At 65.4% G+C, this 23,086-nt stretch carries 20 protein-coding genes and 1 tRNA gene; 5 read left to right on the top strand and 16 right to left on the bottom strand.

Annotated elements, in window-relative coordinates:
• Positions 1 to 88 precede the first annotated feature (88 nt).
• From A3Q7_RS0117440 to A3Q7_RS0117425, 4 genes are all read right to left on the bottom strand, one after another.
• A complete protein-coding gene (locus A3Q7_RS0117440; protein WP_026224978.1) occupies positions 89 to 568 on the bottom strand; it encodes a hypothetical protein in 480 nt (159 codons plus the stop codon).
• Positions 558 to 905 (bottom strand): hypothetical protein, encoded by a 348-nt coding sequence (locus tag A3Q7_RS0117435; protein WP_157278225.1) that lies wholly within the window; start codon positions 903 to 905, stop codon positions 558 to 560. The genes A3Q7_RS0117440 and A3Q7_RS0117435 overlap by 11 nt, the downstream gene beginning before the upstream one ends.
• A 141-nt stretch (positions 906 to 1,046) precedes the next feature.
• A complete protein-coding gene (locus tag A3Q7_RS0117430; protein ID WP_018413201.1) occupies positions 1,047 to 1,331 on the bottom strand; it encodes a hypothetical protein in 285 nt (94 codons plus the stop codon).
• A 95-nt stretch (positions 1,332 to 1,426) separates the two neighbouring features.
• Entirely contained in the window at positions 1,427 to 2,818 is a 1,392-nt protein-coding gene (locus A3Q7_RS0117425; RefSeq protein WP_020565938.1) for a tyrosine-type recombinase/integrase, read from the bottom strand.
• Between the two features lie 86 nt (positions 2,819 to 2,904).
• Between A3Q7_RS0117425 and A3Q7_RS20845 the strand changes: the two genes are divergently transcribed.
• Positions 2,905 to 3,027, top strand: a tRNA-Ser gene (locus A3Q7_RS20845).
• A 128-nt stretch (positions 3,028 to 3,155) separates the two neighbouring features.
• Entirely contained in the window at positions 3,156 to 3,932 is a 777-nt protein-coding gene (locus tag A3Q7_RS0117420) for an oxygen-binding di-iron domain-containing protein (RefSeq protein WP_018413198.1), read from the top strand.
• 25 nt (positions 3,933 to 3,957) lie between these two features.
• On the opposite strand, the gene A3Q7_RS0117415 is transcribed toward A3Q7_RS0117420, so the two are convergent.
• The 4 genes from A3Q7_RS0117415 to A3Q7_RS0117400 all read right to left on the bottom strand — a co-directional run bounded on the left by A3Q7_RS0117415 (position 3,958) and on the right by A3Q7_RS0117400 (position 7,765).
• Entirely contained in the window at positions 3,958 to 4,317 is a 360-nt protein-coding gene (locus tag A3Q7_RS0117415) for a BON domain-containing protein (protein ID WP_018413197.1), read from the bottom strand.
• A 184-nt stretch (positions 4,318 to 4,501) separates the two neighbouring features.
• Positions 4,502 to 5,881, bottom strand: coding sequence for a sigma 54-interacting transcriptional regulator (locus A3Q7_RS0117410; RefSeq protein WP_026224977.1), 1,380 nt, complete (start codon positions 5,879 to 5,881; stop codon positions 4,502 to 4,504).
• The gene (locus A3Q7_RS20345; RefSeq protein ID WP_018413195.1) at positions 5,878 to 6,351 is read right to left on the bottom strand and encodes a hypothetical protein; all 474 of its coding nucleotides are present in this window, start codon (positions 6,349 to 6,351) and stop codon (positions 5,878 to 5,880) included. The genes A3Q7_RS0117410 and A3Q7_RS20345 overlap by 4 nt, the downstream gene beginning before the upstream one ends.
• Before the next feature lie 22 nt (positions 6,352 to 6,373).
• Positions 6,374 to 7,765 (bottom strand): HAMP domain-containing sensor histidine kinase, encoded by a 1,392-nt coding sequence (locus tag A3Q7_RS0117400; RefSeq protein ID WP_018413194.1) that lies wholly within the window; start codon positions 7,763 to 7,765, stop codon positions 6,374 to 6,376.
• 352 nt (positions 7,766 to 8,117) lie between these two features.
• On the opposite strand from A3Q7_RS0117400, the gene A3Q7_RS0117395 reads away from it, so the two are divergent.
• Complete coding sequence (locus A3Q7_RS0117395) at positions 8,118 to 8,717, top strand: bactofilin family protein (RefSeq protein WP_018413193.1); 600 nt, start codon at positions 8,118 to 8,120, stop codon at positions 8,715 to 8,717.
• A gap of 8 nt (positions 8,718 to 8,725) precedes the next feature.
• Here the strand turns inward: A3Q7_RS0117395 and A3Q7_RS0117390 are convergent, their stop codons facing one another.
• The 4 genes from A3Q7_RS0117390 to A3Q7_RS0117375 all read right to left on the bottom strand — a co-directional run bounded on the left by A3Q7_RS0117390 (position 8,726) and on the right by A3Q7_RS0117375 (position 16,017).
• Positions 8,726 to 10,165, bottom strand: a complete 1,440-nt coding sequence (locus A3Q7_RS0117390; RefSeq protein ID WP_018413192.1) for an efflux transporter outer membrane subunit — start codon at positions 10,163 to 10,165, stop codon at positions 8,726 to 8,728.
• Positions 10,166 to 10,167: 2 nt separating this feature from the next.
• On the bottom strand, positions 10,168 to 13,281 hold the full coding sequence (locus A3Q7_RS0117385) for an efflux RND transporter permease subunit (RefSeq protein WP_018413191.1): 3,114 nt from the start codon (positions 13,279 to 13,281) through the stop codon (positions 10,168 to 10,170).
• 14 nt (positions 13,282 to 13,295) lie between these two features.
• Positions 13,296 to 14,486, bottom strand: a complete 1,191-nt coding sequence (locus A3Q7_RS0117380) for an efflux RND transporter periplasmic adaptor subunit (protein ID WP_018413190.1) — start codon at positions 14,484 to 14,486, stop codon at positions 13,296 to 13,298.
• Positions 14,487 to 14,601: 115 nt separating this feature from the next.
• Positions 14,602 to 16,017: a TAXI family TRAP transporter solute-binding subunit gene (locus A3Q7_RS0117375; protein WP_018413189.1), complete on the bottom strand. Its 1,416-nt coding sequence runs from the start codon at positions 16,015 to 16,017 to the stop codon at positions 14,602 to 14,604.
• Between the two features lie 419 nt (positions 16,018 to 16,436).
• Here A3Q7_RS0117375 and A3Q7_RS0117370 point away from each other — a divergent pair, with 419 nt between their 5' ends.
• A complete protein-coding gene (locus tag A3Q7_RS0117370) occupies positions 16,437 to 17,468 on the top strand; it encodes an HD-GYP domain-containing protein (RefSeq protein ID WP_018413188.1) in 1,032 nt (343 codons plus the stop codon).
• A gap of 87 nt (positions 17,469 to 17,555) precedes the next feature.
• Positions 17,556 to 20,615, top strand: a complete 3,060-nt coding sequence (locus tag A3Q7_RS0117365) for a hybrid sensor histidine kinase/response regulator (RefSeq protein WP_232418020.1) — start codon at positions 17,556 to 17,558, stop codon at positions 20,613 to 20,615.
• A gap of 25 nt (positions 20,616 to 20,640) precedes the next feature.
• Here the strand turns inward: A3Q7_RS0117365 and gloA are convergent, their stop codons facing one another.
• The 4 genes from gloA to gmhB are packed head-to-tail and all read right to left on the bottom strand — an operon-like array spanning position 20,641 to position 23,076.
• Positions 20,641 to 21,027 (bottom strand): lactoylglutathione lyase, encoded by a 387-nt coding sequence (gene gloA / locus A3Q7_RS0117360; RefSeq protein ID WP_018413186.1) that lies wholly within the window; start codon positions 21,025 to 21,027, stop codon positions 20,641 to 20,643.
• 15 nt (positions 21,028 to 21,042) lie between these two features.
• Positions 21,043 to 21,819 (bottom strand): M48 family metallopeptidase, encoded by a 777-nt coding sequence (locus A3Q7_RS0117355; protein ID WP_232418019.1) that lies wholly within the window; start codon positions 21,817 to 21,819, stop codon positions 21,043 to 21,045.
• Positions 21,788 to 22,534: a lysophospholipid acyltransferase family protein gene (locus tag A3Q7_RS0117350; protein ID WP_018413184.1), complete on the bottom strand. Its 747-nt coding sequence runs from the start codon at positions 22,532 to 22,534 to the stop codon at positions 21,788 to 21,790. Before A3Q7_RS0117350 ends, A3Q7_RS0117355 begins: the two co-directional genes overlap by 32 nt.
• Positions 22,534 to 23,076 carry a D-glycero-beta-D-manno-heptose 1,7-bisphosphate 7-phosphatase gene (gene gmhB, locus A3Q7_RS0117345; RefSeq protein ID WP_018413183.1) on the bottom strand — a complete coding sequence of 181 codons (543 nt, stop codon included), beginning with the start codon at positions 23,074 to 23,076 and terminating at the stop codon, positions 22,534 to 22,536. The genes A3Q7_RS0117350 and gmhB overlap by 1 nt, the downstream gene beginning before the upstream one ends.
• Positions 23,077 to 23,086: the final 10 nt, after the last annotated feature.

Here is a 23,086-nt window from a genome sequence, read left to right as displayed (position 1 = left end):
GTCATCGAGGTGGCGCACCCGCGTTGGTCCCACATACCTCATGCCCATGGCCCAGCCCCCCAACTGCTGGCGTCGTCACATTGCGTTCTCATCGCTCAGTCCCCCACAGGCTGTCGTTTGCCGCCTCCTGGTCGAGACGGAAGGATGACCACTGCCGAATGTGCAGCAGCGCCTGTGCCCACTGCTCCGGCGACACGACACGCCACGAGCGCTCCGGCTGCGGCCACAAGCGTCTGACCCGGAATCTCGCGATGTCCGGAAACCGATTGTCCGCTGGGTTCGGGTCGTTCGCCGCCTCATAGAGCACGGCGAAGGCAGGGAGCCGCGCACGTCGCGCGAGGGCCGCAGTGATGGTTGCGGTCTTATGCTGCTGACCCACGTCCCGGGCTGTCTCGATCAGCGCGAGGGGCTCGCGCGTGTCCGTGTCGTACTCGACGTACAGGACGCAATCGACATCAATCATCCCCAGATTCTGGGCCCGGTCGATGCCGACGTACCGGCCGGCGGATCGAGGTCGGTGCCACGCGCTGTACGCAAGGTCGCGCGCTCCGTAGCGTTCAGCTTTCATGATCGCCACCTCCGTCGGTAGCCGGTGACTCGGCCGGTGCGCTGCTTTCTGCCGACTTCGCGGTCTGGCGACCCGCGCGCTTCAACTGATAGACCGCCCGCGCCGCGTCGAGCCGTTCATTTACCGTGGCAAGTCCTCGATCCGCGATCGAGAGCAGTCGCAGCATGGCGACGTACTCCTCCTTCTCTTGCCACGCGCCATCCGCCTCGAAGATGCTTCGCGCACCGCGAACGAGCGATGCTGCGTCGAAAACCTGTTCCCCGACTTCTGCTGCGAACCGCTGAAACTCCGGATGGACTGCCGCGGCTGCCGCCCCGGTAGACTGCTGAGTAGCCATGATGTGAAGCTCCATTTCACGTTGTGGTCAGGGGCTGCGCAGTGTTCCCGCACTGTGCGGCCCCGCTTCTGCCGGCGACCGGCCGGCGCGGGTACAGATAGGACGACAGCTGCTGAATTCGAACAACAGCGTGCCACGCGCTCAGGCGAGCATTGCCTTCAGCTCTTCGGTTTGGCTTGCATCGCAATCAATGGCGCAGTTTGCGACGTCGACGAGAGTCTTGATGCGGTTATAGATGCAGCGCAGCGTGTCGGCGATTTCCACGGCCTCCACGTCGTCTTGTTGCGCGATGACTGGGACGTTGCGGGCAAGAGATTCGATTTCCCAAACCGCCTTGAGCGCGACCAATCGGCGCTCTGCAGACATGAAGGTTCCGGCGTCCGACTTTTGGAGGTCTGGCGTGCTGCTATCCTTGATGCTGTCCATGATGTGAAGTCCCTTTCACGTTGTGGTCGGCAGTCTGGGCGCCCACCGCCTGGACTGCCTTCACCTGAGACCGTCAGGCGGCGGTGCTACTTCATTCAGCTCCGCACAGGCCGAGGACGCCGCTTGGTCACTGACCCGAATTGCGCGACGCCGGCCTGTTCCAGCATCCAAGCTTCAATCTTCGTGTGCCACATGCGCAGCAGGTCCAGCGGCCGGCGGCGGTAGTGCTTCTCCGCGATCGCGGACGGCTTGTGCCCCATGATCTGCGCAACGATGCCGGTCGGCACTTCCACCCACTCGGAGAGCGTGCCGAACGACCGGCGCAGACCGTGCAGGGTGAGCGGCGGCAGACCGGCGGCGGCCAATGCCTTGTTGTGCGCAATGCGCGGCTCCTGCAGCCGACCGGATGCAGCTGCAGGACTGCCGAACACCCAGGGCAGCGCACGTTCTGCACGCTCCCGCGCGACAGCCTGATCCGGCCCGCGCAGCTTGAGCACCTTTCGGGCATCAGCATCGTTTCGCTGCTTCAGGTCGCGCAGAAGGTCGGCCACGTAGGGAGTGAGCGGGATGGTTCGCTCACCCTCGACCTTGTCGCGGATGGTGAGGCTGTTCCACTGGAAATCGACGTCGTCCCAGCGGAGGCCGGCGAGTTCTTCACGGCGCGCACCAGTCAGCAGCAGCGCCTGGAGGTAAGCGGACTGAACGGGATTCGCAAGCGCGCGCACCTGCTTGAACCAGAGGGGGAGCTGCTCGCGCTGCAGGCAGTCATCCTTGGCGACCTTCTTGGGCAGCTCGTCGCGTGCCGCCCGAGTCTTGCAGGCATCTGCATGAACCAGCCCGGCGAACTCCTTCGTGCTGGCGCACCAGTTCAGGAAGGCTCGCAACATGCGGAAAGCAAGGGCGGCATGCGTCGGCCGCCGCTCCGCCTCCGGCTTCAGCCAATCGCGCACGGCGTCGGCGTCAATGCGCTCAAGAGGTAGCGACAGCAGCCCCCGCAGGATGCCCGGCTGCGTCGTGTCGCCCTGGCCTTTTCGGCGCCCGCGAGTCTTGGGCTTACCGCCCTCTCCGACCATTGCCTGGTGGTCCGCGAGTGTTCGCGCGCCCCACTTCGACCGACGGGCTTCGATGTACTCCGCCCAGGCCTCCAGCGCCGGCGACTCGGTGCGCCGTGCCTTCTCTCTCTTCGCCGCGATGATCGCAAGCTTCTCCGCGCGTTCCTGCCGCGGGTCGATGCCCTGATCGACGAGCGTCTGAAGCCGCCGGGCTTCGGCGCGCGCACTCTCGATGCTCCACGCCCGCACATCGCCGATGGTTTGGCGAACCGTCTGCCGATGAAGCTTCGCTTCGAAGATGAACGACTTGGCGCCAGCGGCCGTTATGCGAACAGCAAGACGCGGCGCATCTGTGTCCCAGATGAACGCCTGGCCCTTGCCCTCGGGGCAAGTTGCAGCGGAAATCCTCGGGTTGGTGAGACGCTCGCGCTTCATCTCTGGCTACATACTAGGGCCTTGATGTAGCCCTCATGTAGCCAGACTATAGCAACGCATGTAAACGCGAATCAACCTATTTATTAGGCTAAACGGGGACTTACCGTGAAAAAGGTCCAGACCATCAACCTCGAACAATGCCGATAAATCAGAGCTTTTGCGGACTCATAATCCGTTGGTGCTGGGTTCGACTCCCAGGGGGCCCACCACATCCCCTCCTCGCCGTGCGCCACTGTTGATCGATGTCAACGACACCGTCAGTTGTGGAAACCGCCCCTCGCCTTTACTGCAGACTGACCGGCTTTTGTCCTGGCACGTATGCGGTGCGAGGTGCGCGATGGCGGTGGAACTGTTCAACAACGGCAGGCATGTCTGCCTTGCCTTCTATGATCTGGTCGACGAGGACGCCGACCACGCGGTTCAGTGCAACCAGTTTCTGGTCGTCGACAGCGGTCATGGCGCGCTGATCGATCCCGGCGGCAACATGACCTATACCGCGCTGATGATGGCCATGCAGCGCCATTTCCCGTCGCGCGATCTCGATCTCATCCTGGCTTCGCACGCCGATCCGGACATCATCGCCTCGCTCAACAAATGGATGGTGAGCACCGGCTGCACGGTGATGATTTCCAGACTGTGGGCGCGCTTCGTACCCCATTTCACCAGCGGCCGCGATTACACCGCGCGCATCCTGCCCATCCCCGACGAAGGTGCGCACATTCCGCTTGGAACGAGCGATCTGCTTGCCCTGCCGGCGCACTTCATGCACTCGGAAGGAAACTTCCATTTCTATGATCCGATCGCGAAGATACTGTTCTCCGGCGATCTTGGCGCATCGATGATGGATCACGGCGATGCACCGGTGCCGGTGAAGGATTTCGACGCGCACATACCGCACATGCTGGGCTTTCACAGCCGCTACATGGTGTCGAACCGCATCGGCCGCCTCTGGGCCACCATGGCGAGGCAGCTCGACATCGACATGATCGTGCCACAGCACGGCGCACGTTTTGTCGGCAAGGCCATGGTGAAACGTTTCATCGACTGGGTGGAAGCCACGCCCTGCGGTGTGGATCTCATGACCGCGAATCACTATCGCGTGCCGGCACGCTAGCCAGGAAACGGCTGCGGCCGCCGGGTCAGCGCCCGCCAGCGGCCATCCCGGCGACGACTTCCAGACCGTTGTCCACCTCGCGCACGCCCGGGATGGCCACGATGGTCTGCAGCACGCGGGCGAGCTGAGTCGCGTCCCGCACAACGCCTGCAAGCGATACCCGCCCGTCGTGCGCCGCAACGGCAACATAGCACCCGTCGAGCGACGCTTCCGCGTGGAGCGCGCCCTTGACCCTTTCCTGCAGACGACGGTCGCGTTCGTCAGCGTGTCCGTCGGCAATCTGCACGATCGATTCGGCCACCAGTTCCGCCGCCTGAGCGGGGGTGCAGATGGAATAGGCCATGGCCGTGGTCGAGATGAAACCGAGAATGATGTGACGATTCATGGACAGGCTCCTCCGGTGATGACAGAGCAGCCTCAGCACACTTCGTGCCGCCCCGCGGATACGGCGACGGATGGAGCACCTGCGTCACACAGGTTGAGTCCGCGCCCGCGGCGACCGTCGGCATCCGTCGGGCCATGGCGACAGTCCTCCGGCATCTTGCCGGCGAACAACGCCGGCACGGGCATCACGCGTGTCGGCGCTCGGCGACAGTGGGCGGATCGGCGCGGAACTGGCCGGGACTGAGCCGATAGCGTTGCAGCAGCCGATAGAACTCGGTCCGGTTGCGACCGGCGATGCGTGCCGCATCGCTGACATTGCCCGCAGTCAGCTTGAGCAACTGCACGAGGTAGGTACGCTCGAAGCGCTGTTTGGCTTCGGCGTAGCACAACACATCCATGCTCCGCACGCTCAGGGCGCGCTCGACCAGGGCGCGTGGAATGAGCGGTGTGGTGGTCAACGCGCACGCCTGTTCGACCACGTTCTGCAACTGCCTCACGTTGCCGGCCCAGTTCGCAACGGCCAGCGCCTCCAGCGCCTCCGGCGCGAACCCGCGGACCGATCGTCCGTACTTGCTCGCCAGGCCTCGCAGGAAATGGTCGGCGAGCAGCGGGATGTCCTCGCGGCGCTCCGCGAGCGAAGGCAGCTTCAGCGTCACCACATTGATGCGGTAGTAAAGATCCTCGCGGAACTGCCCACGCGCCAGCAGTTCGTCCAGATCGCAGTGGGTGGCCGATACGATGCGCACATCGATGGGCTCGGCCCGGGTCGCGCCAACCGGCCTGACCGCGCGCTCCTGCAGCACGCGCAGCAGCTTCACCTGCAGGCTCAGCGGCATGTCGCCAATCTCGTCGAGGAAGAGCGTGCCACCGTGAGCGGCGCGGAACAGCCCGGTATGGCGACTGACGGCGCCGCTGAAGGCGCCGCGCTCGTGACCGAACAGTTCGGATTCGAGCAGGGCTTCCGGTATGGCGCCGCAGTTGATGGCAACAAACGGTGCGTCGGTCCGCGCACTGGCTCGATGCAATGCGCGCGCCAGCAGTTCCTTGCCGGTTCCGCTCTCGCCCTGGATCAGGACGCTGGCATCGGACGCCGCCACCAGCCGGGTTTCGTCGAGCACGGATTGCATCGCTGCACTGCAGCTGATGATGCCATCCCGCCAGCCGGTGTCCGCAGCACCCGCGCCACCGGAAGGTGCTGCGCAGGACAGCGCACGAGTCACGCGATCCAGCAGCGCGGCACTGTCGAAGGGCTTGGTGAGGTAGCCGGCCACGCCGCGCGAAGTCGCCTCGACCGCGTCCGGTATCGTGCCGTGTGCAGTCAGCAGGATGACCGGCAGCGCAGGATGCCTGAGCCGGATTTGCTCGAACAAGGCGAGGCCGTCGCGGTCCGGCAGGCGCACATCACTGATCACCAGACTGAAGCGCTCGATCTCGAGCCGCGTCAGCGCCGCTTCGGCGCTCTCTGCCGTGGCGATCGAATAGCCGCTGGATTTCAGGCGCAGCGACAACAGCCGGAGCAGATCGGTATCGTCGTCTACCAGCAACAGCCGTGGTGAAGCGCTCATCGCGGCACTCCGCGCACGGCCGGACGGCTGCCGGGCAGGCTGCGTTCGATGTCGGCCAGCGCATCCAGCTTGCGCTGCAGTTCTTCCGCGCGCGCCTGGCTGTCCTTCAACTGCTGTGCACTGCGCTCGAGCTGCTGCGTGAGCCTGCTGTTTGCCGCATCCAGTCGTTGACGTTCCATCACCTGGTCCAGAAGCGCGCGCGCATACGGGTGCAGCGTGCGTGCCGCCTCGTCGTCGAGCGCCAGAAAGGCTTCGAGCTGGCTGCGCGCACGTGCGAGCTGACCGCCTCGAGGCTGAGCCCACTGCATCGCCTGCTGGAGACGGCGTTCGGCATCCCGCTCGCGCGCCGCGTCATCGGACCGGGCCACGTCCGCGGCTGCTTCGCGCGCGGGCATGGCGTCGGCCGCTCCATCGCCTGTCGCGGGCGGGCGGGGCGCACTGGCGCAGGCGGCGAGCAGCAGCGGAAGCATCAGCCTGCACAGAGGGGCGTACTCAAGACGCATGAGGAAGCTCTATCCTGAAGTGGGCGCCGCGCTCGCTCGGGACCACCATGGCCCGTCCGCCATGCGCGGCGACGAATTCCCGGACGATGGCCAGACCCAGTCCATTGCCCTTGTCCGGACGAGGCGCGCGGCGGCTGCCGCGAAAAAAGGGCTCGAAGATGCGTTCACTTTCCTCGGGCGCCACCCCCGGACCTTCGTCCGTGCAGTCGATGCGGGTCACGCCGTCCTCACTGCTGAGCAGCAGCTTCACCGTGCCCCCGTGCGGACTGAAGCTGATGCCATTGTTGAGCAGATTGGTCAGCGCGATGCGCAGCTTGGCGGCATCGCCACGCACCGGCGGCGCATAACCCGATACCTCGAGCCTCACGTCCTTGGCCTGCGCCTGCAGCTTCAGGTCGGCGGCCACCTCGCGCACCAGCGCTCGCAGCGCAGTGGGGCGCAGATCGAGATGACGGGCATCGAACTGGGTGGCGTTATAGCCGATCAACTGCTCGATGCGCTCCTGCAGCGCACGCGCGTTCGCATCCAGGATCGCGGTCACTTCACTCTGTTCCGGCGTAAGTCGTCCGGTCACCCCGTCGCGCAGCAAAGCCACCCCCTCGCGCAGCGAGGCAAGCGGCGTCTTCAGTTCGTGCGATACGTGGCTGAGCACGCGGTTGCGGTGAGCTTCCAGATCGGCCAGTCGTTGTCTGAGCCATTCCAGACGTTCGCCCAGTTGCTGCAGATCGGCCGGACCGCCGATCTGCACCGGCCCATCCAGCCGTCCTTCTCCCATGCGGGCGATGGCACGCTCGACCTCGCGCAGCGGCCGCAGTATCCACCAGCCGGCCGCCATCGCCAGCAGCAACGCCAGCACAACCGCCGCCGCCACCTGCAGGCGCAGGACATCACGGCTGCTCTCCAGGGCTGCGGTCAGTTCACCGTTGCGGATCTCCAGGTAATGCCGTACCGCTGCCGCTATCACGTCATTGAGGCGCAGCAGCTCGGATTCGGCGGCGCTCACATCGTCCGCATTGACTGCAAACGCCGCCGCGAGTGCCCCGGCCGCTGCATGCCAGCGCGACGGCACGGCGGTATCGGAAAGCGCGCCCTGCAGATCGCTCAAGGCCTCATCCGCCTGCGCGCGTGCCTCGTCATGACGCAGCCTCAGCGCATCGTCCTTGAGCACCGCGAACTGGCGGGCGCTGCGCACCATGTCGAGCGAACGCTCATCGAGCCGTTGCATCGCGCTGCTCATGCCCAGCGCGTCGGCACCGGCATCGCGACTGGCGCGCGCGAAGTCCTGCAGCATGATCCAGCCGCTCGCGGCTGCGGCTCCGAGGGCGGCGGCGATCAACAGCACCGTGAGCAGCAGCGAGGTTCGGAACGAAACGTGAGGCATGGAAACAACGGTGACAGAACTGGGCCATCAGTCTAGACAGCACGCTGGCATTGCGCCGTAAGCGAATGCAACAGGATCGCAGATCCCCGATGTGCAACGCCGGGCCGCGCCGCATTGTCGCCCCGGCACGACAGCGCAGGACGCGCTCAGGGCGCGGTCCTGTGACAAAGACGCCGGCAGCCTGTCGGGATACGGCGACACCGAGCGCTCTACGGCCAGGGCGAATCAGCACTTCTTCCATGCAACGCAAAAAGATGGCCTTGATTCCTCAAGTGTTTCCGGAAACGGCACAACCCTTGCGAAGCCTGTCTGGCGCCGCACTTTCCGCGGCTCCGGACTTCAAGGAGACAGCATGTTCAACAAGCCCGCACTCTTCCCCAAGACCCCCGACAATTCGCTGCCACGCACGCTGCGGCCGGGCGCGACGGTCACCGCGCCGCAGACCGGCCTGCTCGCGAACGGCAGCGCTGCCGCGCACACGCAGTCGCCACAACGCGACACCGCGACCACGCAGCCGGCAAAGGAGGACAAACGGGATGCCGTGGCCCCGCCGTCGGACTCGGGCAGCCGGCTCATCGTGGGCCCGGATGTGAAACTGCGCGGCGCCGAGATTCTCGATTGCGATACGCTGGTGGTCGAAGGGCGGGTCGAAGCCACGATGGACAGCCGCGTCATCCGCATCGCGGAGAATGGCGCTTATTCGGGCACCGTGAGTATCGATATCGCGGAAATCCACGGCCGCTTTGATGGCGAACTGACCGCGCGCGAACAATTGATCGTGCACGCGACCGGCCAGGTCAGCGGCAAGATCCGCTACGGCAAGATCCATATCGAGGAAGGCGGCGAGATATCGGGCGACGTGAAATCGATCGCCACTGCCGGCAAGGAACATCTCAAGCCGATGGAACGCAAGGCAGACGAGACGCGCCCACTGAGCGCGCTCGCGGGCTGAGCGCTCTGTCAGCGCGTGGACGGTGTTTCCGCACCGTCCCGCACGCCGGCCACATCCTGTAACCACCCGCCTCCCAGGGCGGCATACAGGTTCACGGCTTCGGCCAGTTGCGACTGGCGCGCGCGCACCAGCGACAGCGATGCTTCGTTGGCGGTGCGCTGCGCATCCAGCACCTCCAGATAGCGCGAGTAACCGGCGTCGTAACGCTTCTGCGCGAGCTGCAGAGTGCGTGCAGCAGCATCGGCCTGCTGCTGCAGCGCCGCCACGCTGCGGCCGTAGTATTCGCCAGCCACCAGCGCATCGCGCACGTCGGTAAAGGCGCTGCGCACGGCGGACACATAGGCGGCCAGTGCCTGCTTCTGCTGCGCGCTCGCCTGATCCACCCGCGCACTGCGCCGTCCGGCATCGAACAGAGGAAGATCCAGGGCCAGGCCCAGTGACCAGATGTTGGCGGGACCGCTGAACAGATCCGACAGCTCGCGACTTTGCGAACCATAGTTGCCGGTCAGCGATATCGACGGATAAAGCGCCGCCCTGGCCACACCGATGCGCGCATTGGCCGCGGCGAGCTCGGTTTCCGCCTGGCGCACATCGGGACGCGCCTCCAGCAGCGCAGAGGGCAAGCCAGCCGGCGGCACCGGAGGCAGAGGCAGGTCGCGCAGGTCTCCCGCCGGGATGCGCAAGCCAAGCTGGCCGGTGAGCAGTCCGATCTGGTTCTCGGCGAGTCCGCGACTGCGTTCCAGGTCGGCGATCTGTGCGTCGATCTGCGCCAGCGCGCCGAGCGCCTGTTGCAGCTCCAGCTCATCGGTCAGGCCACGCGCCACGCGCGTGCGCAGAATGTCGGCGTTCTCGCGCCGCGTGGCGAGCGTGTCACGCGAAAGCCGGAGCTGCGCGTCGAGCGCGCGCAAGTTCAGATAACTGCCGATGACCTGGCTTACCAGCGTGAGCTCGACCGTATCCTTCGCATAGCGGGTGCCCAGCGCCTGTGCGCGAGCCGCCTCGCTCGCGCGACGCAAGCGGCCCCAGAAGTCCAGTTCGAACGACGTCGCCAGAGCGGTCTGGAAGTTGTTCCGGTACAGCGGCGCACCGCTCGGAATGGGAGCCCCCACGGCACTGATGCGCGAGCGCGATGCGCCCGCCTGCAACGACACATCGGGGAAAAGCGCCGCTCCGGCCTCTCGCAGCAGGGCGTCCGCTTCCTCGATGCGCGCCGCCGCACGCTGAATGTCGCTGTTCTCGACCAGCGCTTGCTCGACCAGTCCATTGAGCGTGCGGTCGTTGAACTGCATCCACCAGCCGCGCTGAATGGCGGCCGCGTCGTCGGCCGTGCGGTCCGCATACTGCACCGGCAGGCTGATGTCGGGCCGGACATAGTCGGGACCGACCATGCAGCCGCCCAGCAGGATCGCGCAGGCGAGCGCGAGCGGTGTTTTCACTGCCGTAAGCATCGTCATGCCCTCACTTCTTCGTCCGGTGCGTCATCGCCACGCGCCGCGCGGCGCCCCGCCATCCAGCTGTAGAACATCGGTATGAACAGCGTCGCGATGAAGGTCGCCGCCAGCATGCCGCCGAACACACCGGTACCCATCGAGCGACGCGCTGCCGCGCCGGCACCGGTCGCGATCACCAGCGGCACCACACCGAGGATGAAGGCGAGCGCGGTCATGCAGATCGGACGGAAGCGCAGGCGTGCCGCCTCGAGCGACGCCTTCAGCGCGTCCATGCCTTCCTGCTGCTTCTGCAGCGCGAATTCGACGATGAGAATGGCGTTCTTCGCGGCCAGGCCGACCAGCACGACCAGCCCGATCTGGAAGTAGATGTCATTCGGCATGCCGCGCACCCACACCGCGAGCAGCGCACCGAGCACGGCGAACGGGATGGCCATGATGACCGCCAGCGGCAACGACCAGCGCTCGTACTGCGCAGCGAGAATGAGGAACACCATGATGATGCCGAAAGCCAGCGCAAGTACAGACGTGATGCCGGTACGCTTCTCCTGGTAGGCCTGCCCCACCCACTCCAGCGTATAGCCGGCCGGCAGCACCTGCGCGGCCACTTCTTCCACGGCCTTGATGCCTTCGCCGGAGCTGCGTCCCGGCGCCGTATTGCCGAACAGCTTGGCCGCCACGAATCCGTTGAAGCGTTCGACCATTTCGGGGCCGACGATGGTGCGCACGCTGATCACCGCCGACAGCGGGATCATCGCGCCCGAATCCGAACGCACATAGGGCTTGCCGAGATCCTCCGGTTTCATGCGATAGGGCGCATCGGCGCTCAGCTGCACCTTGTAGGTCTTGCCGGAGCGGTTGAAGTCATTCACGTACAGCGTGCCCATGGTGGCCTGCAGCGTCGAATACAGGGCATCCAGCGGAATGCCGAGCGAGATCGCCTTCGGCTCGTCCACATCGACCGCGAGTTGCGGAGACGAGACGCGGAAGAACGTTTTCACATCGACCAGTTCCGGTCTCTTGTTCAGCTCGGCGATGAACTGGCCGGTGATGCCGGCGAGCTTGGCGGCGTCGGCATCCTCGCGCGCCTGCACATAGGCTTCGAAGCCCCCCGCGGTCCCCAGCCCCTGGATGGGCGGCGGATTGAAGATGAGGCCCATGCCGTCGGTGAGCTTCATGCCCTCGGCGGAAATCTTCTTCAACAGATCGTCGGCCGTGGTGGTGCGGTCCTTCCATGGCTTGAGCACCACGAAGGTCATGGCCACACTCGGCCGGTTGTTGCCGGTGATGAAGTCCATGCCGCGCACCATGAACACGTTCTCGACCGCGGGGTCCTCGTTGATGATGCGACGCAGCTTCTCGAACGACTGTTCGGTGCGACCGGCCGAAGCACCGTCGGGCAATGTGACGAAACCGAACAGATACCCCTGATCCTCCGCAGGCACGAAGGCACCCGGCACGATCCGGAACATGAAGCCGGCACCGACGAACAGGGCCAGCACGATAAGTGCGGCGAGTATGCGGTGATGCAGCGTCGCCCCGACGGTCCCGGTATAGAGCCGCGTCAGCCACTCGAAGCCGCGGTTGAATGGCCTGAACATCGGCGATTCGCCCTCGTGCTCCTTCAGCATGAGCGCGCACAGCGCGGGGGTGAGCGTGAGCGCCACCACGCCGGAGATGGACACCGAAATCGCCACTGTAGCGGCGAACTGCTGGTAGAGCTGGCCGGCAATGCCACCGAGGAAAGCGACCGGCACGAACACGGCACACAGCACCAGCACCATGGCCACCAGCGCGCCCGATACCTCGCGCATCGCCTCGATCGCCGCCTTTTTCGGCGGATGACCGAATTCGCGCATCTGGCGTTCGACGTTCTCGAGCACCACGATGGCGTCATCCACGACGATGCCGATGGACAGCACCATCGCAAACAGCGTAAGCGTATTGATCGAGAAGCCCAGCGCCCACAGGCCGGCGAAGGTGCCGACCAGCGATACCGGTACCGCGATCAGCGGAATCAGCGTAGCGCGCCAGTTCTGCAGGAACACCCACACCACCAGCACCACCAGGATGGTGGCTTCGCCCAGCGTATGGATCACCTCCTTGATCGATTCGCTGATGAAGCGCGTGGTGTCGTTGGGAATGATGAATTCGGTGCCGGCCGGAAGGCGCTTGCTCATTTCGTCGAGCTTGGCACGTACCGCCTTTGCGGTATCCAGCGCGTTCGCGCCGGATTGCAGATAGATGCCCATGCCGGCCACCGGCGTGCCATTCACCTTGGTGGTCCGGTCATAGCTTTCGGCACCCAGCTCGATGCGCGCAACATCCTTCAGCCGCACGACCCCGCCCGGCCCCTCGGCGCGCAGCAGGATGTTCTCGAATTCCTGGATGCTCAGCAGGCGGCCCTTGGCGGTCACGGTGTAGGTGAGCTGCTGGCCATTGAGCGAAGGCTCCTGGCCGATGCGACCGACCGCGTTCTGTGCGTTCTGCACCCGGATCGCGGCGGCCACGTCGCTGGTGGTGATGCCCAGTCGGGCCATCACGTCCGGCTTGAGCCACACGCGCATCGAGTATGGCGCGTCAAAGGCGATCGCATCACCGACGCCGGGCAGACGACGCAATTCCTCGAGCACGTTCACCTGCACGTAATTGGTCAGGAACAGCGTGTCGCGCTGGCCGTCCGCCGACTTGAGGGCGGCAATCATGAGCAGGTTGTTCGAGCGCTTGCGCACCACCAGGCCGGAACGCCGCACGTCCTCGGGCAGTCTTGATTCGGCCACCGATATGCGGTTGTTCACCGCGATGAGCGCGGTATCCGGGTTGGTGCCCACCTCGAAGGTGAGCGTGATGGTGACCGTGCCATTCGAAGTCGAGGTCGAATTGAAATAGAGCAGGCCCTCGATGCCGGACAACTGTTCCTCGATCGGTGCAGCCACCGTGCGCGCCAGCGTTTCCGAATTCGCGCCGGGATAGGTGGCGGTGACGATGACCGTAGGCGGCGAAATTTCGGGATATTGCGCGATCGGCAGCGACAGCGAAGCCACCAGGCCGGCGATCATGATGATGATCGATATGACGCCCGCAAAGATCGGGCGACTGATGAAGAAGCGTGCCATGTCTGCGCGCTCCCTCAGGACCTGGCCGGCGCGGCGGGAGCAGGCTGATCCGGCGTCGCGGGCGCAACCGGCGCGCCGGGACGAAGCTTGATGAGGTTGTTCACGATCACGCGGTCACCGGGCTGCAGGCCGCCGGTCACCACCCAGTCCTTGCCCTGCCATTGCGCCAGCTTGACCGGACGGGGTTCGACCTTGTTCTCCGCATTGGCCAGCATGACGACCGGGCCGGATTCGGTCTGCACAACCGCGGACTGCGGCACCAGAAACACATTGTCGCGCTCGCCGGCGATCACGCGCGCACGTACGAACTGACCCGGCAGCACGGTGGCGTCCGGATTGGCGAACTCGGCGCGCATTTCCAGCGTGCCCAGCGTCGGGTCGATGCGGCTGGCGGAAAAATTGATGCGGCCGCGCTGCGGCAGGATGGAGCCATCCGGCAACTGCAGTTCGACCTCGCGGAAACTGCGCACTGCTGCGCGGCCCCCGGGCACCGAAACAAGGTCGTTGTCGGACAGACTGAAGCGCACCCAGACCGGATCGATCTGAACGATGGTGGTGAGCAGGCTGTCGCTGCCGGTATTGATCAAAGTACCTTCAGAACGCAGCGCACGGCCGGTGACGCCGCTCACCGGCGCGGTGACCTGGGTATAGCTCAGGTTCAGTTCCGCTTCGCGCACCGCCGCTTCCGCCGACTTCACGCTGGCCGCCGACACTGCACTGGTGGAGCGCGCGTCGTCAAACTCCTTCTGGCTGATCGCCTTGTCGGCGACCAGGCCCTGCAGTCGCTGCAGCTCTCGACTGGCCTGCTCCGCCACCGCCTGCGCTTCGGCAAGTCGCGCACGCGCTTGCGCCAGCGCGATTTCGTACGGCGCCCGCTCGATCTGGAAAAGCAACTGTCCGGCCTTGACGCGCTCGCCCTCCTGGAAGCGCCACTTCTCGAGGATGCCGCCGACCCGCGCCCTCACCTCCACTTCACGAGCACCTTCGGCCTGGGCCACTGCCTCCACGATGAGCGGCGCGCGTGTCGCCTGGACCGGCAGCACCGCGACCGGCAGCGCAGAAGGCGTCGGCGCAGCGGAGGCCCCCTGCTGCTGGTCGCCGCAAGCGGACAGCAGCAGCGACGACAGGGCGGCAAGCAGAACGAGGGAGGAAAAACGGAAAGACGACGGCGATGCGGGCAGGCAGCCCGCCTGGCGGAAGGACATGGGGACACTCCAGAGCTTTCCGTACAAGTATATACAAGCACGAATGTTTGTAACAGCAGACGCGCGTAAGCGAGCGGGCACGAGAACGGACGCTGCCCAACCGGACGGCGAAGCATCAGACGTTTTCCGTCGCAACCGCATCGCTTTGTTGCCGAGCAGCCTCGGCAGTTCCATTCGTGGGCGTCGCCATGCCCTGCAGCCGGCCCCTGACCATATGTATGTGCGCCCGCAACTGATAGTGATAATCGGAGTGCGCGAGCGGCACATGGATGCGCGATACCGCGGCTTCGATACGGTCGAGGTCGCGCAGCCACTCGTTCAGGCCGCGGTCGCTCTCTCCCGACAGCGCCTGACGCTCGACGTCCTTGAGTTCTCCATACCACCGGTAAAGCTTGCTGCGCACACGCCATACATAGAGCTGCGGCAATATGCGGAACAGCGGCACGGCCAGGGCCAGCAGCGGCACCAGCAGCACAATCATGCGATCGAGCAGATTGGCGACCGAAAACGGCAGGTAGCGCTGCAGGAAGGGCGGACCCGATTCGTGAAAGCGGCGGGCACGCGGATGCAGTTCAAAGTCACCGCCATCGGCTTTCGGGAATTCGCCCGGTCGCTGGAACACATTGGCTTCGGCATGAGTGGATTTCATCGCGCCCAGCATGAGGTCTATCAGTGCCGGATGCGTATCCTCGCGCGCGACGACATATGCTTGGGTGCCCACCAGCGAAACGTCGGCCGGAGGAATGTCCCGCACGAAATCGACCGCCCCGCGCGGCAAGGTCAGGGGGTAGAGATGCGGGAAGCGCCGGGCATAGGCCTGCGCCTGGGCGAAGTTCATCAGAGAAACGCCTTCGGCGTAGAGCAGCGACCACACGCTGGCCGAATGCACCGGGCCCACCACGATGAGTGCGTCGATGCGGCGCGCGCGCAGCGCCGATGCGCCTTCCAGACCGCCGAGCGGAAGGAGCCGGCGTTCGTTCGCCATGCCATGAGCCGCGAGCAACTGCAATGCCAGATGGCGGCTGCCGCTGCCTTCCGCACCGATGCCTATGCGCAAGCCCTTGAGCTGGTCCAGGCGGTCGAGGCCGGGCCGCCCGCGGTAGAACACCCACAAGGGCTCGTAGTATGCGGCACCGAGCGACAACAGGCCGGACACGTGCTCGCCAGCGGTTCCCCCCTGTACCAATGCGAAATCCACCGACTGCCCCTTGCTGCGCAGTCTGTTCAGGTTCTCCACCGATCCTGCGCTCGGCAACGGGCGCATTTCCACGCCAAAGGGCTGGATGTACGACCGGTAGGCGGCGCACGACGATTCGTAGGCCGAACCCGAAGCGCCGCAACTGATGTCCATGTGACCCGGCGGCGCAGGCTTGATGTACTTCGCCGCCACCCAGAAGCCGGCGGCCACCACGAGCAGCGCCGGAATGCCCAGCGCAAACATGTCGCGGAAGGACAAGCCGCGCAGCCAGTTGCGCAGCGCCGATGAACGCAGTCTGTACGGTGCGTCCGGTTCGCGATCGTGATCCTTCATCCCGAAAACCTCAGTTGATCGGCGCGTGGTGAGCCCGGGAGGCGGGGGCGGCGGTACCCTTCGCAAAGCGTCGTCACGACCGGACCTCTCCCTGCCTGCTCACCCGGGGTGCGGGAAAACGTTTTGACGCGCGGTATCTTCCCGCAGCGACATGCCGTGCAGCGAAACATCCGGCCTGCCGCGCGCGCCACGTCGAAACCACCCGACCGGGACGGGGAGCATGCAAACGGCGGATTTCATTCATCGGCGACGCTGCGAACGCCATGGCACCGGGTCGAACGGATTTTCAGACGCGCCAGGCCCGCGAAACTAAAGGCCCGGGACACCTCGCCGATAAGTACCACTGAGGAGGAGCGGACGGTCACACCAGGTATTCCGGTCTCGGCCCCGAAACTGAACAACGCCAGGGAGTAGCTCGGATGGATGTCGTGGTTGTCGATGATGCGCAAGTCAACCTCACCTTGATGTCCGCCCTGCTGGGCAAGCTGCCGGACGCCCGGCCCACGTGCTTCCTTTCGCCTTTCGATGCGCTGGCGCACTGCCGGCACCATGATCCCGATCTCATCATCATCGACTACATGATGCCGGACATGGATGGCATCGAACTCATACATCGTCTGCGCAGCACGCCCACCCTGCAACAGACCCCCATCCTGATGGTGACCGCCGACCACGAGCGCGAAGTACGCTACCGCGCGCTCGAATCGGGCGCGAACGACTTCCTGACCAAGCCGGTCGACCGCATCGAATTCACCTCACGCGTCAAGAACATGCTGTCCTTGCGCCGCGGTCAGGTAGCGCTCGCCCAGCACGCCAGCATGCTGCAGGAGGAAGTCCGGCGCGCCACCGCCGAAATCTATGAACGCGAGCGCGAAACGCTCAACAAGCTTGCGCGTGCCGCCGAGTTCCGCGACCCGGAAACCGGCGCGCACATTCTACGCATGGCCCATGTCGCCGCGCTGATCGCGCAGGAACTCGAGCTCGACGCCGATCTGCAGGAAGGGCTTCTGATTGCCGCCCCGATGCACGACGTAGGCAAACTGGGCACGCCGGATCATATCCTGCTTAAACCGGGTCGACTGACCCCGGAGGAATTCGAGATCATGAAGCGGCATGCCAGCATAGGTCACGAAATCCTGAAGGATTCCGCTTCGCCCTACATGCAACTGGCAGCCACCATCGCCCTCACTCATCACGAGAAGTACGACGGCAGCGGATATCCGCGCGGGCTCAGCGGCGAGCGCATTCCCCTGGTCGGTCGCATTGTCGCACTGGCTGACGTGTTCGACGCCCTGACCTCGGAGCGGCCCTACAAGAAAGCCTGGGACATCGATCGCGCGCACGCCTTCCTCATCGCCGGACGCGGCAGCCATTTCGACCCTGCCTGCGTCGACGCCATGATGGCGCGCTGGGACGACGTGCTCGACATCCGTGCGCGCTATCAGGACTGACACCGTGCGCAGTCGCGGCCCTACCGCCATTGATCGCATGCATGCGGCCATCCCCAGGGGTGCCCGCGCTGGCGGATGTTTCGCCCCGTGAGCGTCGTCCGCAGCTTCTCCCCCCGCCTGATCGGGCGCATCACGGTGCTGTTCGCTCTGGTGTGCGGCAGCGGTGCCGTGGGCAATGCCCTCTATACCGCACAGGAACAATCGGCACAGATTCTGCGCCTGCTGGAGCGCAACGCCCTGAGCGAAGCTCGCGGCATCGCGCAGCACATCCTGTCGGAAGTGGACCGCGATTCGGATGCGCTGATCACCCTGTCTCCCCATCTGCCCGATACCCCCGACCTGCTGGCCGCTGCGCTTGTCGCCCCCGATGGACGCGTCATTTCGGCGTTCGAGCACACGCACACGACGTGGCGGGCCGCGCACAGGATTCCCGACGACACGCCCCCCCAGGGGTTGATCGCACGCACGCGCCAGCAATCCTTCAGCCCGACCGGTCACCTTGCCATCATCACCTGGGTGCCTCTGACCGGCAATGGCCAGACTGTCTGGCTGCGTACCGAAACCGACACCCCCGAGGCGCGCTCGACCCATGCGAGCATCCTGCAGGACTCGCTGCTGCAGGCGCTGCTGTCGGTGCTGATCGGTGTCGTCATCTTCCACATCGCGCTGAAGCGGCCACTCGGCGCCTTGCAACAATGCACCGAGTTCGCCGAAAAACTCGAGCAGCCCACCGGGGAAACCCTGCCGGTACGCACCGGTTCGCTGGACACCGACCGCCTGGCGCAGGCCCTGAACTGGGCCTCGCTCAGTCTGTACAACCAGCGCACCGCGCTGGCAGAGAGCGAAGCGCGCACCGTCGCCATCCTTGGAGCGGCCATCGACGCGGTGATCACCTTCGACAGCTTCGGCAACGTGATCGAATTCAACCCCGCCGCGGAACGCATGCTGGGGTGGAGTGCCACAGAGGCGATGCAGCATCCGGTGATCGACCTGCTGGTCGGCGTGGAAGACCGCGCGCCCAACCAGAGCGATCTCCTGCAATGGCTGGGTCAGCGCTTCAGTTCGGTCATCGGCCAACGCATGGAAATGGACATCCGCCACCGCAGCGGCCGCCGCTTCCCGGCACAGGTGACCATGGCCTCGACACACATGAAGGGGCGCACGCTGTTTACCGCCTTCATTTCCGACATCAGCGAACGACGCGCGGCGCAGGCGGAAATGATGCGCACGCGCGATGCGGCGGAAGCCGCCAACCGTGCGAAGAGCGATTTTCTGGCCAATATGAGCCACGAGATACGCACGCCGATGAACGCGATCATAGGCATGACCGAACTGGCTCTCGACACCGAGCTCGATGCGGAACAGCGCGAATACCTCACGCTGGTGAAGCAGTCGTCGGACACCCTGCTCACGCTGATCGACGACATCCTCGACTTCTCGAAGATCGAGGCGGGCCATCTGGACTTCGAACACATTCCATTCAGCCTGCGCGAAGTGGTCGGAGGCATGGTGCGATCCATGATGCCGAAGCCGGAGCGTCCGGTATCGCTGAGCTGCTACATCGACCCGTCGGTGACCGATGGCGTGGTGGGCGATCCCGTCAGGCTGCGCCAGGTGCTGAGCAATCTGCTGGGCAACGCACTGAAGTTCACCGATCGGGGCAGCGTGGAACTGAGCGTGACGCAGGAGGGGCCGGCATCGCCGGCCGCGCAGACGATCAGATTCGCGGTCAGCGATACCGGCATAGGCATTCCTCGGGACAAGCAGGGGCTCATCTTCGAGGCCTTCTCGCAAGCCGATTCTTCCACGACCCGACGCTTCGGCGGCACCGGCCTCGGACTGGCCATATGCCGTCGTCTGGTCAGCCGCATGGGTGGCGAGCTGGGCGTGGTGAGCCAGCCCGGCGAGGGCTCCACCTTCCACTTCGCGATATCGTTGGCCGCCGCATCGCTGCACGATCTCGAGTCGCTCACGTCGACACGCGCCGACGCGGTGCGAGTGTGGTTGATAGACGAAGATTCACCGCGACGGGACACCCTTGTCGAGCTGCTGCGCTCGATGCGCGTGCAGTGCCACGTCTTCTCCGATGCGCTCGCCTGCCTGCACGCGCTTGATTCGGGCACGCTCGAACCGGCCGGAGTGCTGCTCATGCCCCATGACATGGCCTGCCGCAACGACTGGGGGCTACTGCAGGCCTTGCGGATGCGGGAGCGGCTTCCGCCCGCGGTGGTACTCATCGTCGACGGCAAGCACGAGCGTGACACGCTGCCCCCCCCGGTCAGCGCGACCTTGAGCGCTCCGTTCACCGCGACCGCCGTGATGGAAGCGCTGCTGCGCCAGCCGGGCAGCGGCGCTTCCCCGCGCGGCGGCGCTGCCGGGGGCGTGACGTCGATGCCCGGACTGGCGGTGCTGCTTGCCGAGGACAACGAGGTCAACAAGGCACTCGCCGTGAAGCTCCTGCAGCGGCTGGGTCACCGGGTGGATGTCGCATCCACCGGCCTCGAAGCCGTGACGCTGGCATTGAAGAACCGCTATGACCTGATCCTGATGGATGTGCAGATGCCGCAGATGGGGGGACTGGATGCCACCACCCACATCAGGGCACGCGAGCGGGCGCGCCGCACACCCATCGTCGCAATGACCGCACACGCGATGGCCGGCGACCGTGAGCGTTGCCTGAACGCAGGCATGGATGGTTATGTGTCCAAGCCGATACGCGTGCCCGCACTGGTCCAGGCCATCGCCGAGGCGGTCGGGCAGGCCGCGCTGCAGCCTCCCGCCGCGATGCGCCCGGAACCGGATGCCACGCACGAAAACAGCCGCCAGTTCGACCGCCGCTTCACGCTGGACAATCTTGGCGGGGACGAGGCCTTGCTGCACACCATCATCGGTGTATTCCTGCAGGACTACCCGAACATGCTGCGCGATCTGCGCGAGGCGCCAGCCGCGCGGATACCGGAACAGGCCCACGCCATCAAGGGTGCGATCCGCAATTTCGGCGCGGCGCCGGCTGCGAGCATCGCCGCGCAGCTCGAGCGGGCGAGCGAGGCTTCGCTGGATGCCGGGCGGATTGCCGCGCTGGTCGAGCGTCTGGCCGACGCGGTCGAGACACTCGCCGGCGAACTGCGCCAGGAACTGCCCGCCTGACGACGGAACTGATCAGGTCCCTGCCCTAGGTCGCACGCTGGATGAACTCGATCTTGTAGCCGTCCGGATCCTCGACGAAGGCGATCACCGTCGTACCGTGCTTCATCGGTCCGGCCTCGCGCACGACCTTGCCTCCGCGCGCCTTCACCTGCTCACAGGTGGCATAGGCGTCACCGACCTCGAGCGCGATGTGACCATAGGCCGTGCCGAGCTCGTACTGTCCGGTGTCCCAGTTGTGCGTGAGTTCGATCACCGCGCCCTCGGACTCCTCCTGGTAGCCGATGAAGGCCAGCGTGAAACGACCTTCCGGATAATCCTGCCTGCGCAGCACCCGCATGCCGAGCACCTGGGTGTAGAAATCGATGGACCGGTCGAGATTGCCGACGCGCAGCATGGTGTGAAGGATGCGCATGATGAAACCTCCTGTTCAGGGTGCGACGATGCGTCCCGGATGATGGGAGCGCAGTTCCCGCCGGGCCGCTTCGAATCCCGGCAGGATGGCGGCCACGGTATCCCAGAACGCGCGCGAGTGATTCAGTTCCTTCAGATGCGCCAGTTCGTGCGCGATCACGTAGTCGATCAGCGCATGCGAAAAGTGGATGAGCCGCCAGTTCAGCCGTATCACGCCTTCGGCCGTGCACGAGCCCCACAAGGTGTTGGCCGAACTGAGCACGACGCGGCTCGGTGCCACGTCGATGCGCGCACCCAGTTCGGTCGCGCGGCGCTCGAACAGCGACAGCGCCTCCTGCTGCAGGAAGCCGCACACCGCATCGCGTACCCGATCGTGATCGGCATCGGCGGGCAGCGGCAGCCGCAGCAGGCCATCGTCGACCAGCGGCCGCGCGCAGGTATCGCCCAGTCGTATCGTGACCTGTTCGCCGAGGAAGGGAATCCGGGCACCGTCGCGCCAGTCGGTACGCACCGGGGCGCGGCGCGCGCGCACTTCACCCAGCTTGGTGAATATCCAGCGCTGCTTCTCGCGCAGCGCCTCTTCGATCTGCGGCAGGGTCACCCAGTGCGGCGCGGTCACGCGCAGCCCGGATTCGCCGATGGAAAAACCGATCGAATTGCGGCGCGAACGGCGCAACGCATACTCGATGATCTGCTGGCCGAGCACGATGTGCCGGCCGCGCGGCGGGGGCGGCGCGTTGTCGGGCAAGTCGAGCGCCAATTCAAGCTGTTGCGGACAAGGAGTGCGCTTCATAATGATGCGGGAACAGTCGTCGCATTTCGCCTTCGATCCAGACCTGAGCCTGCCCGTTGATCTGTTCCGCCGTCAAGCCCCGCGTGTCGATGGCCGGTCCGATGCTGACGGTGATGACCCCCGGATGCTTGAGGAAGGCATTGCGCTTCCAGAAGTCGCCGGCATTGTGCGCGATCGGCACCACCGGCACGCCGGTCACTTCGGCGAGCCGGGCGCCGCCAACCTTGTAGCGTCGCGTCTGCCCGGGCGGCATGCGCGTGCCTTCGGGGAACACGGTCACCCAGAATCCGAGATCGAGCAGCCGACGCCCCTGCTCCTCGACCTGGGCGAGCGCATCCTTGCCCGCGCCGCGATCGATCGCGATCATCGGCATGCAGCCCAGCCCCCAGCCGAAGAAAGGGATGCGCAACAGTTCGCGCTTGAACACGAAGGCAACCGGCGGCAGGAACACCTGCAGCGCCAGCGTTTCCCACGCCGACTGGTGCTTGCACAGCACGATGGCCTTGCCGCGCGGAAGGTTCTCCGTGCCGATCACGCGATGACGCAGGCCGACGATGTACTGCAGCGACCACATCACCAGATGGGTCCATATGCCGATCACGCGATAACGCATCCGCGGCGGCAGCACCATGCGCGCGACGATGGCAACCAGGGAAAATGGCGGCGTGATGATGAACAGGACGAGAAAGAACAGCAGCGAACGCAGGAAGGTCATCAATCGGCGGTCACGGTCAGTGCGCGTACAAAGGCCGCAAGGTTATCAAATGTACGCGTGCCGGGCGGCAGATCCGGATCCGATTCGGTCTTCACGCCCTTGCCGGTGCGCACCAGCACCGGCTGCGCACCGGCGCTGACGGCAGCCTGCAGGTCGCGCAGGCTGTCGCCCACCACCGGCACATCGGCGAGATCGACGCTGAAGCGCTCGGCGATCTCGAGCAGCATGCCCGGCTTGGGCTTGCGGCAGGCACAGCGCGAATCGGCCGCGTGCGGACAGAAGAAGATGGCGTCGATGCGTCCGCCCGCCTGCGCCACCGTGCGGTGCATCTTGTCGTGGATGGCGGCCAGCGTATCCATGTCGAACAGGCCGCGTCCGACACCGGACTGATTGCTCGCGACCACCACGCGCCAGCCCCATTGGTTGAGCAGCGCGATCGCCTCCATCGACCCTTCTATCGGTCGCCATTCCTGCGGCGACTTGATGAACTGGTCGGAGTCATAGTTGATGACGCCGTCGCGGTCGAGGATGATGAGTTTCACGCCTGTCCTT

Source organism: Methyloversatilis thermotolerans, from assembly GCF_000372885.1.
Classification (GTDB): Bacteria; Pseudomonadota; Gammaproteobacteria; order Burkholderiales; family Rhodocyclaceae; genus Methyloversatilis; species Methyloversatilis thermotolerans.
Note: the sequence above shows the minus strand (reverse complement) of the source record. Positions and strands in the feature narration are given on the sequence as shown.

Coding starts and splice junctions, on each gene's coding strand:
- A3Q7_RS0117380 (WP_018413190.1), bottom strand. CDS start 14,486: ATGTCCTTCCGCCAGGCGGGCTGCCTGCCCGCATCGCCGTCGTCTTTC.
- A3Q7_RS20345 (WP_018413195.1), bottom strand. CDS start 6,351: ATGCTTCCGCTGCTGCTCGCCGCCTGCGCCAGTGCGCCCCGCCCGCCC.
- A3Q7_RS0117390 (WP_018413192.1), bottom strand. CDS start 10,165: ATGCTTACGGCAGTGAAAACACCGCTCGCGCTCGCCTGCGCGATCCTG.
- A3Q7_RS0117385 (WP_018413191.1), bottom strand. CDS start 13,281: ATGGCACGCTTCTTCATCAGTCGCCCGATCTTTGCGGGCGTCATATCG.
- A3Q7_RS0117420 (WP_018413198.1), top strand. CDS start 3,156: ATGGCGGTGGAACTGTTCAACAACGGCAGGCATGTCTGCCTTGCCTTC.
- A3Q7_RS0117440 (WP_026224978.1), bottom strand. CDS start 568: ATGAAAGCTGAACGCTACGGAGCGCGCGACCTTGCGTACAGCGCGTGG.
- gloA (WP_018413186.1), bottom strand. CDS start 21,027: ATGCGCATCCTTCACACCATGCTGCGCGTCGGCAATCTCGACCGGTCC.
- A3Q7_RS0117355 (WP_232418019.1), bottom strand. CDS start 21,819: ATGAAGCGCACTCCTTGTCCGCAACAGCTTGAATTGGCGCTCGACTTG.
- A3Q7_RS0117370 (WP_018413188.1), top strand. CDS start 16,437: ATGGATGTCGTGGTTGTCGATGATGCGCAAGTCAACCTCACCTTGATG.
- A3Q7_RS0117375 (WP_018413189.1), bottom strand. CDS start 16,017: ATGAAGGATCACGATCGCGAACCGGACGCACCGTACAGACTGCGTTCA.
- A3Q7_RS0117435 (WP_157278225.1), bottom strand. CDS start 905: ATGGCTACTCAGCAGTCTACCGGGGCGGCAGCCGCGGCAGTCCATCCG.
- A3Q7_RS0117410 (WP_026224977.1), bottom strand. CDS start 5,881: ATGAGCGCTTCACCACGGCTGTTGCTGGTAGACGACGATACCGATCTG.
- A3Q7_RS0117425 (WP_020565938.1), bottom strand. CDS start 2,818: ATGAAGCGCGAGCGTCTCACCAACCCGAGGATTTCCGCTGCAACTTGC.
- A3Q7_RS0117400 (WP_018413194.1), bottom strand. CDS start 7,765: ATGCCTCACGTTTCGTTCCGAACCTCGCTGCTGCTCACGGTGCTGTTG.
- A3Q7_RS0117350 (WP_018413184.1), bottom strand. CDS start 22,534: ATGACCTTCCTGCGTTCGCTGCTGTTCTTTCTCGTCCTGTTCATCATC.
- A3Q7_RS0117395 (WP_018413193.1), top strand. CDS start 8,118: ATGTTCAACAAGCCCGCACTCTTCCCCAAGACCCCCGACAATTCGCTG.
- A3Q7_RS0117430 (WP_018413201.1), bottom strand. CDS start 1,331: ATGGACAGCATCAAGGATAGCAGCACGCCAGACCTCCAAAAGTCGGAC.
- A3Q7_RS0117415 (WP_018413197.1), bottom strand. CDS start 4,317: ATGAATCGTCACATCATTCTCGGTTTCATCTCGACCACGGCCATGGCC.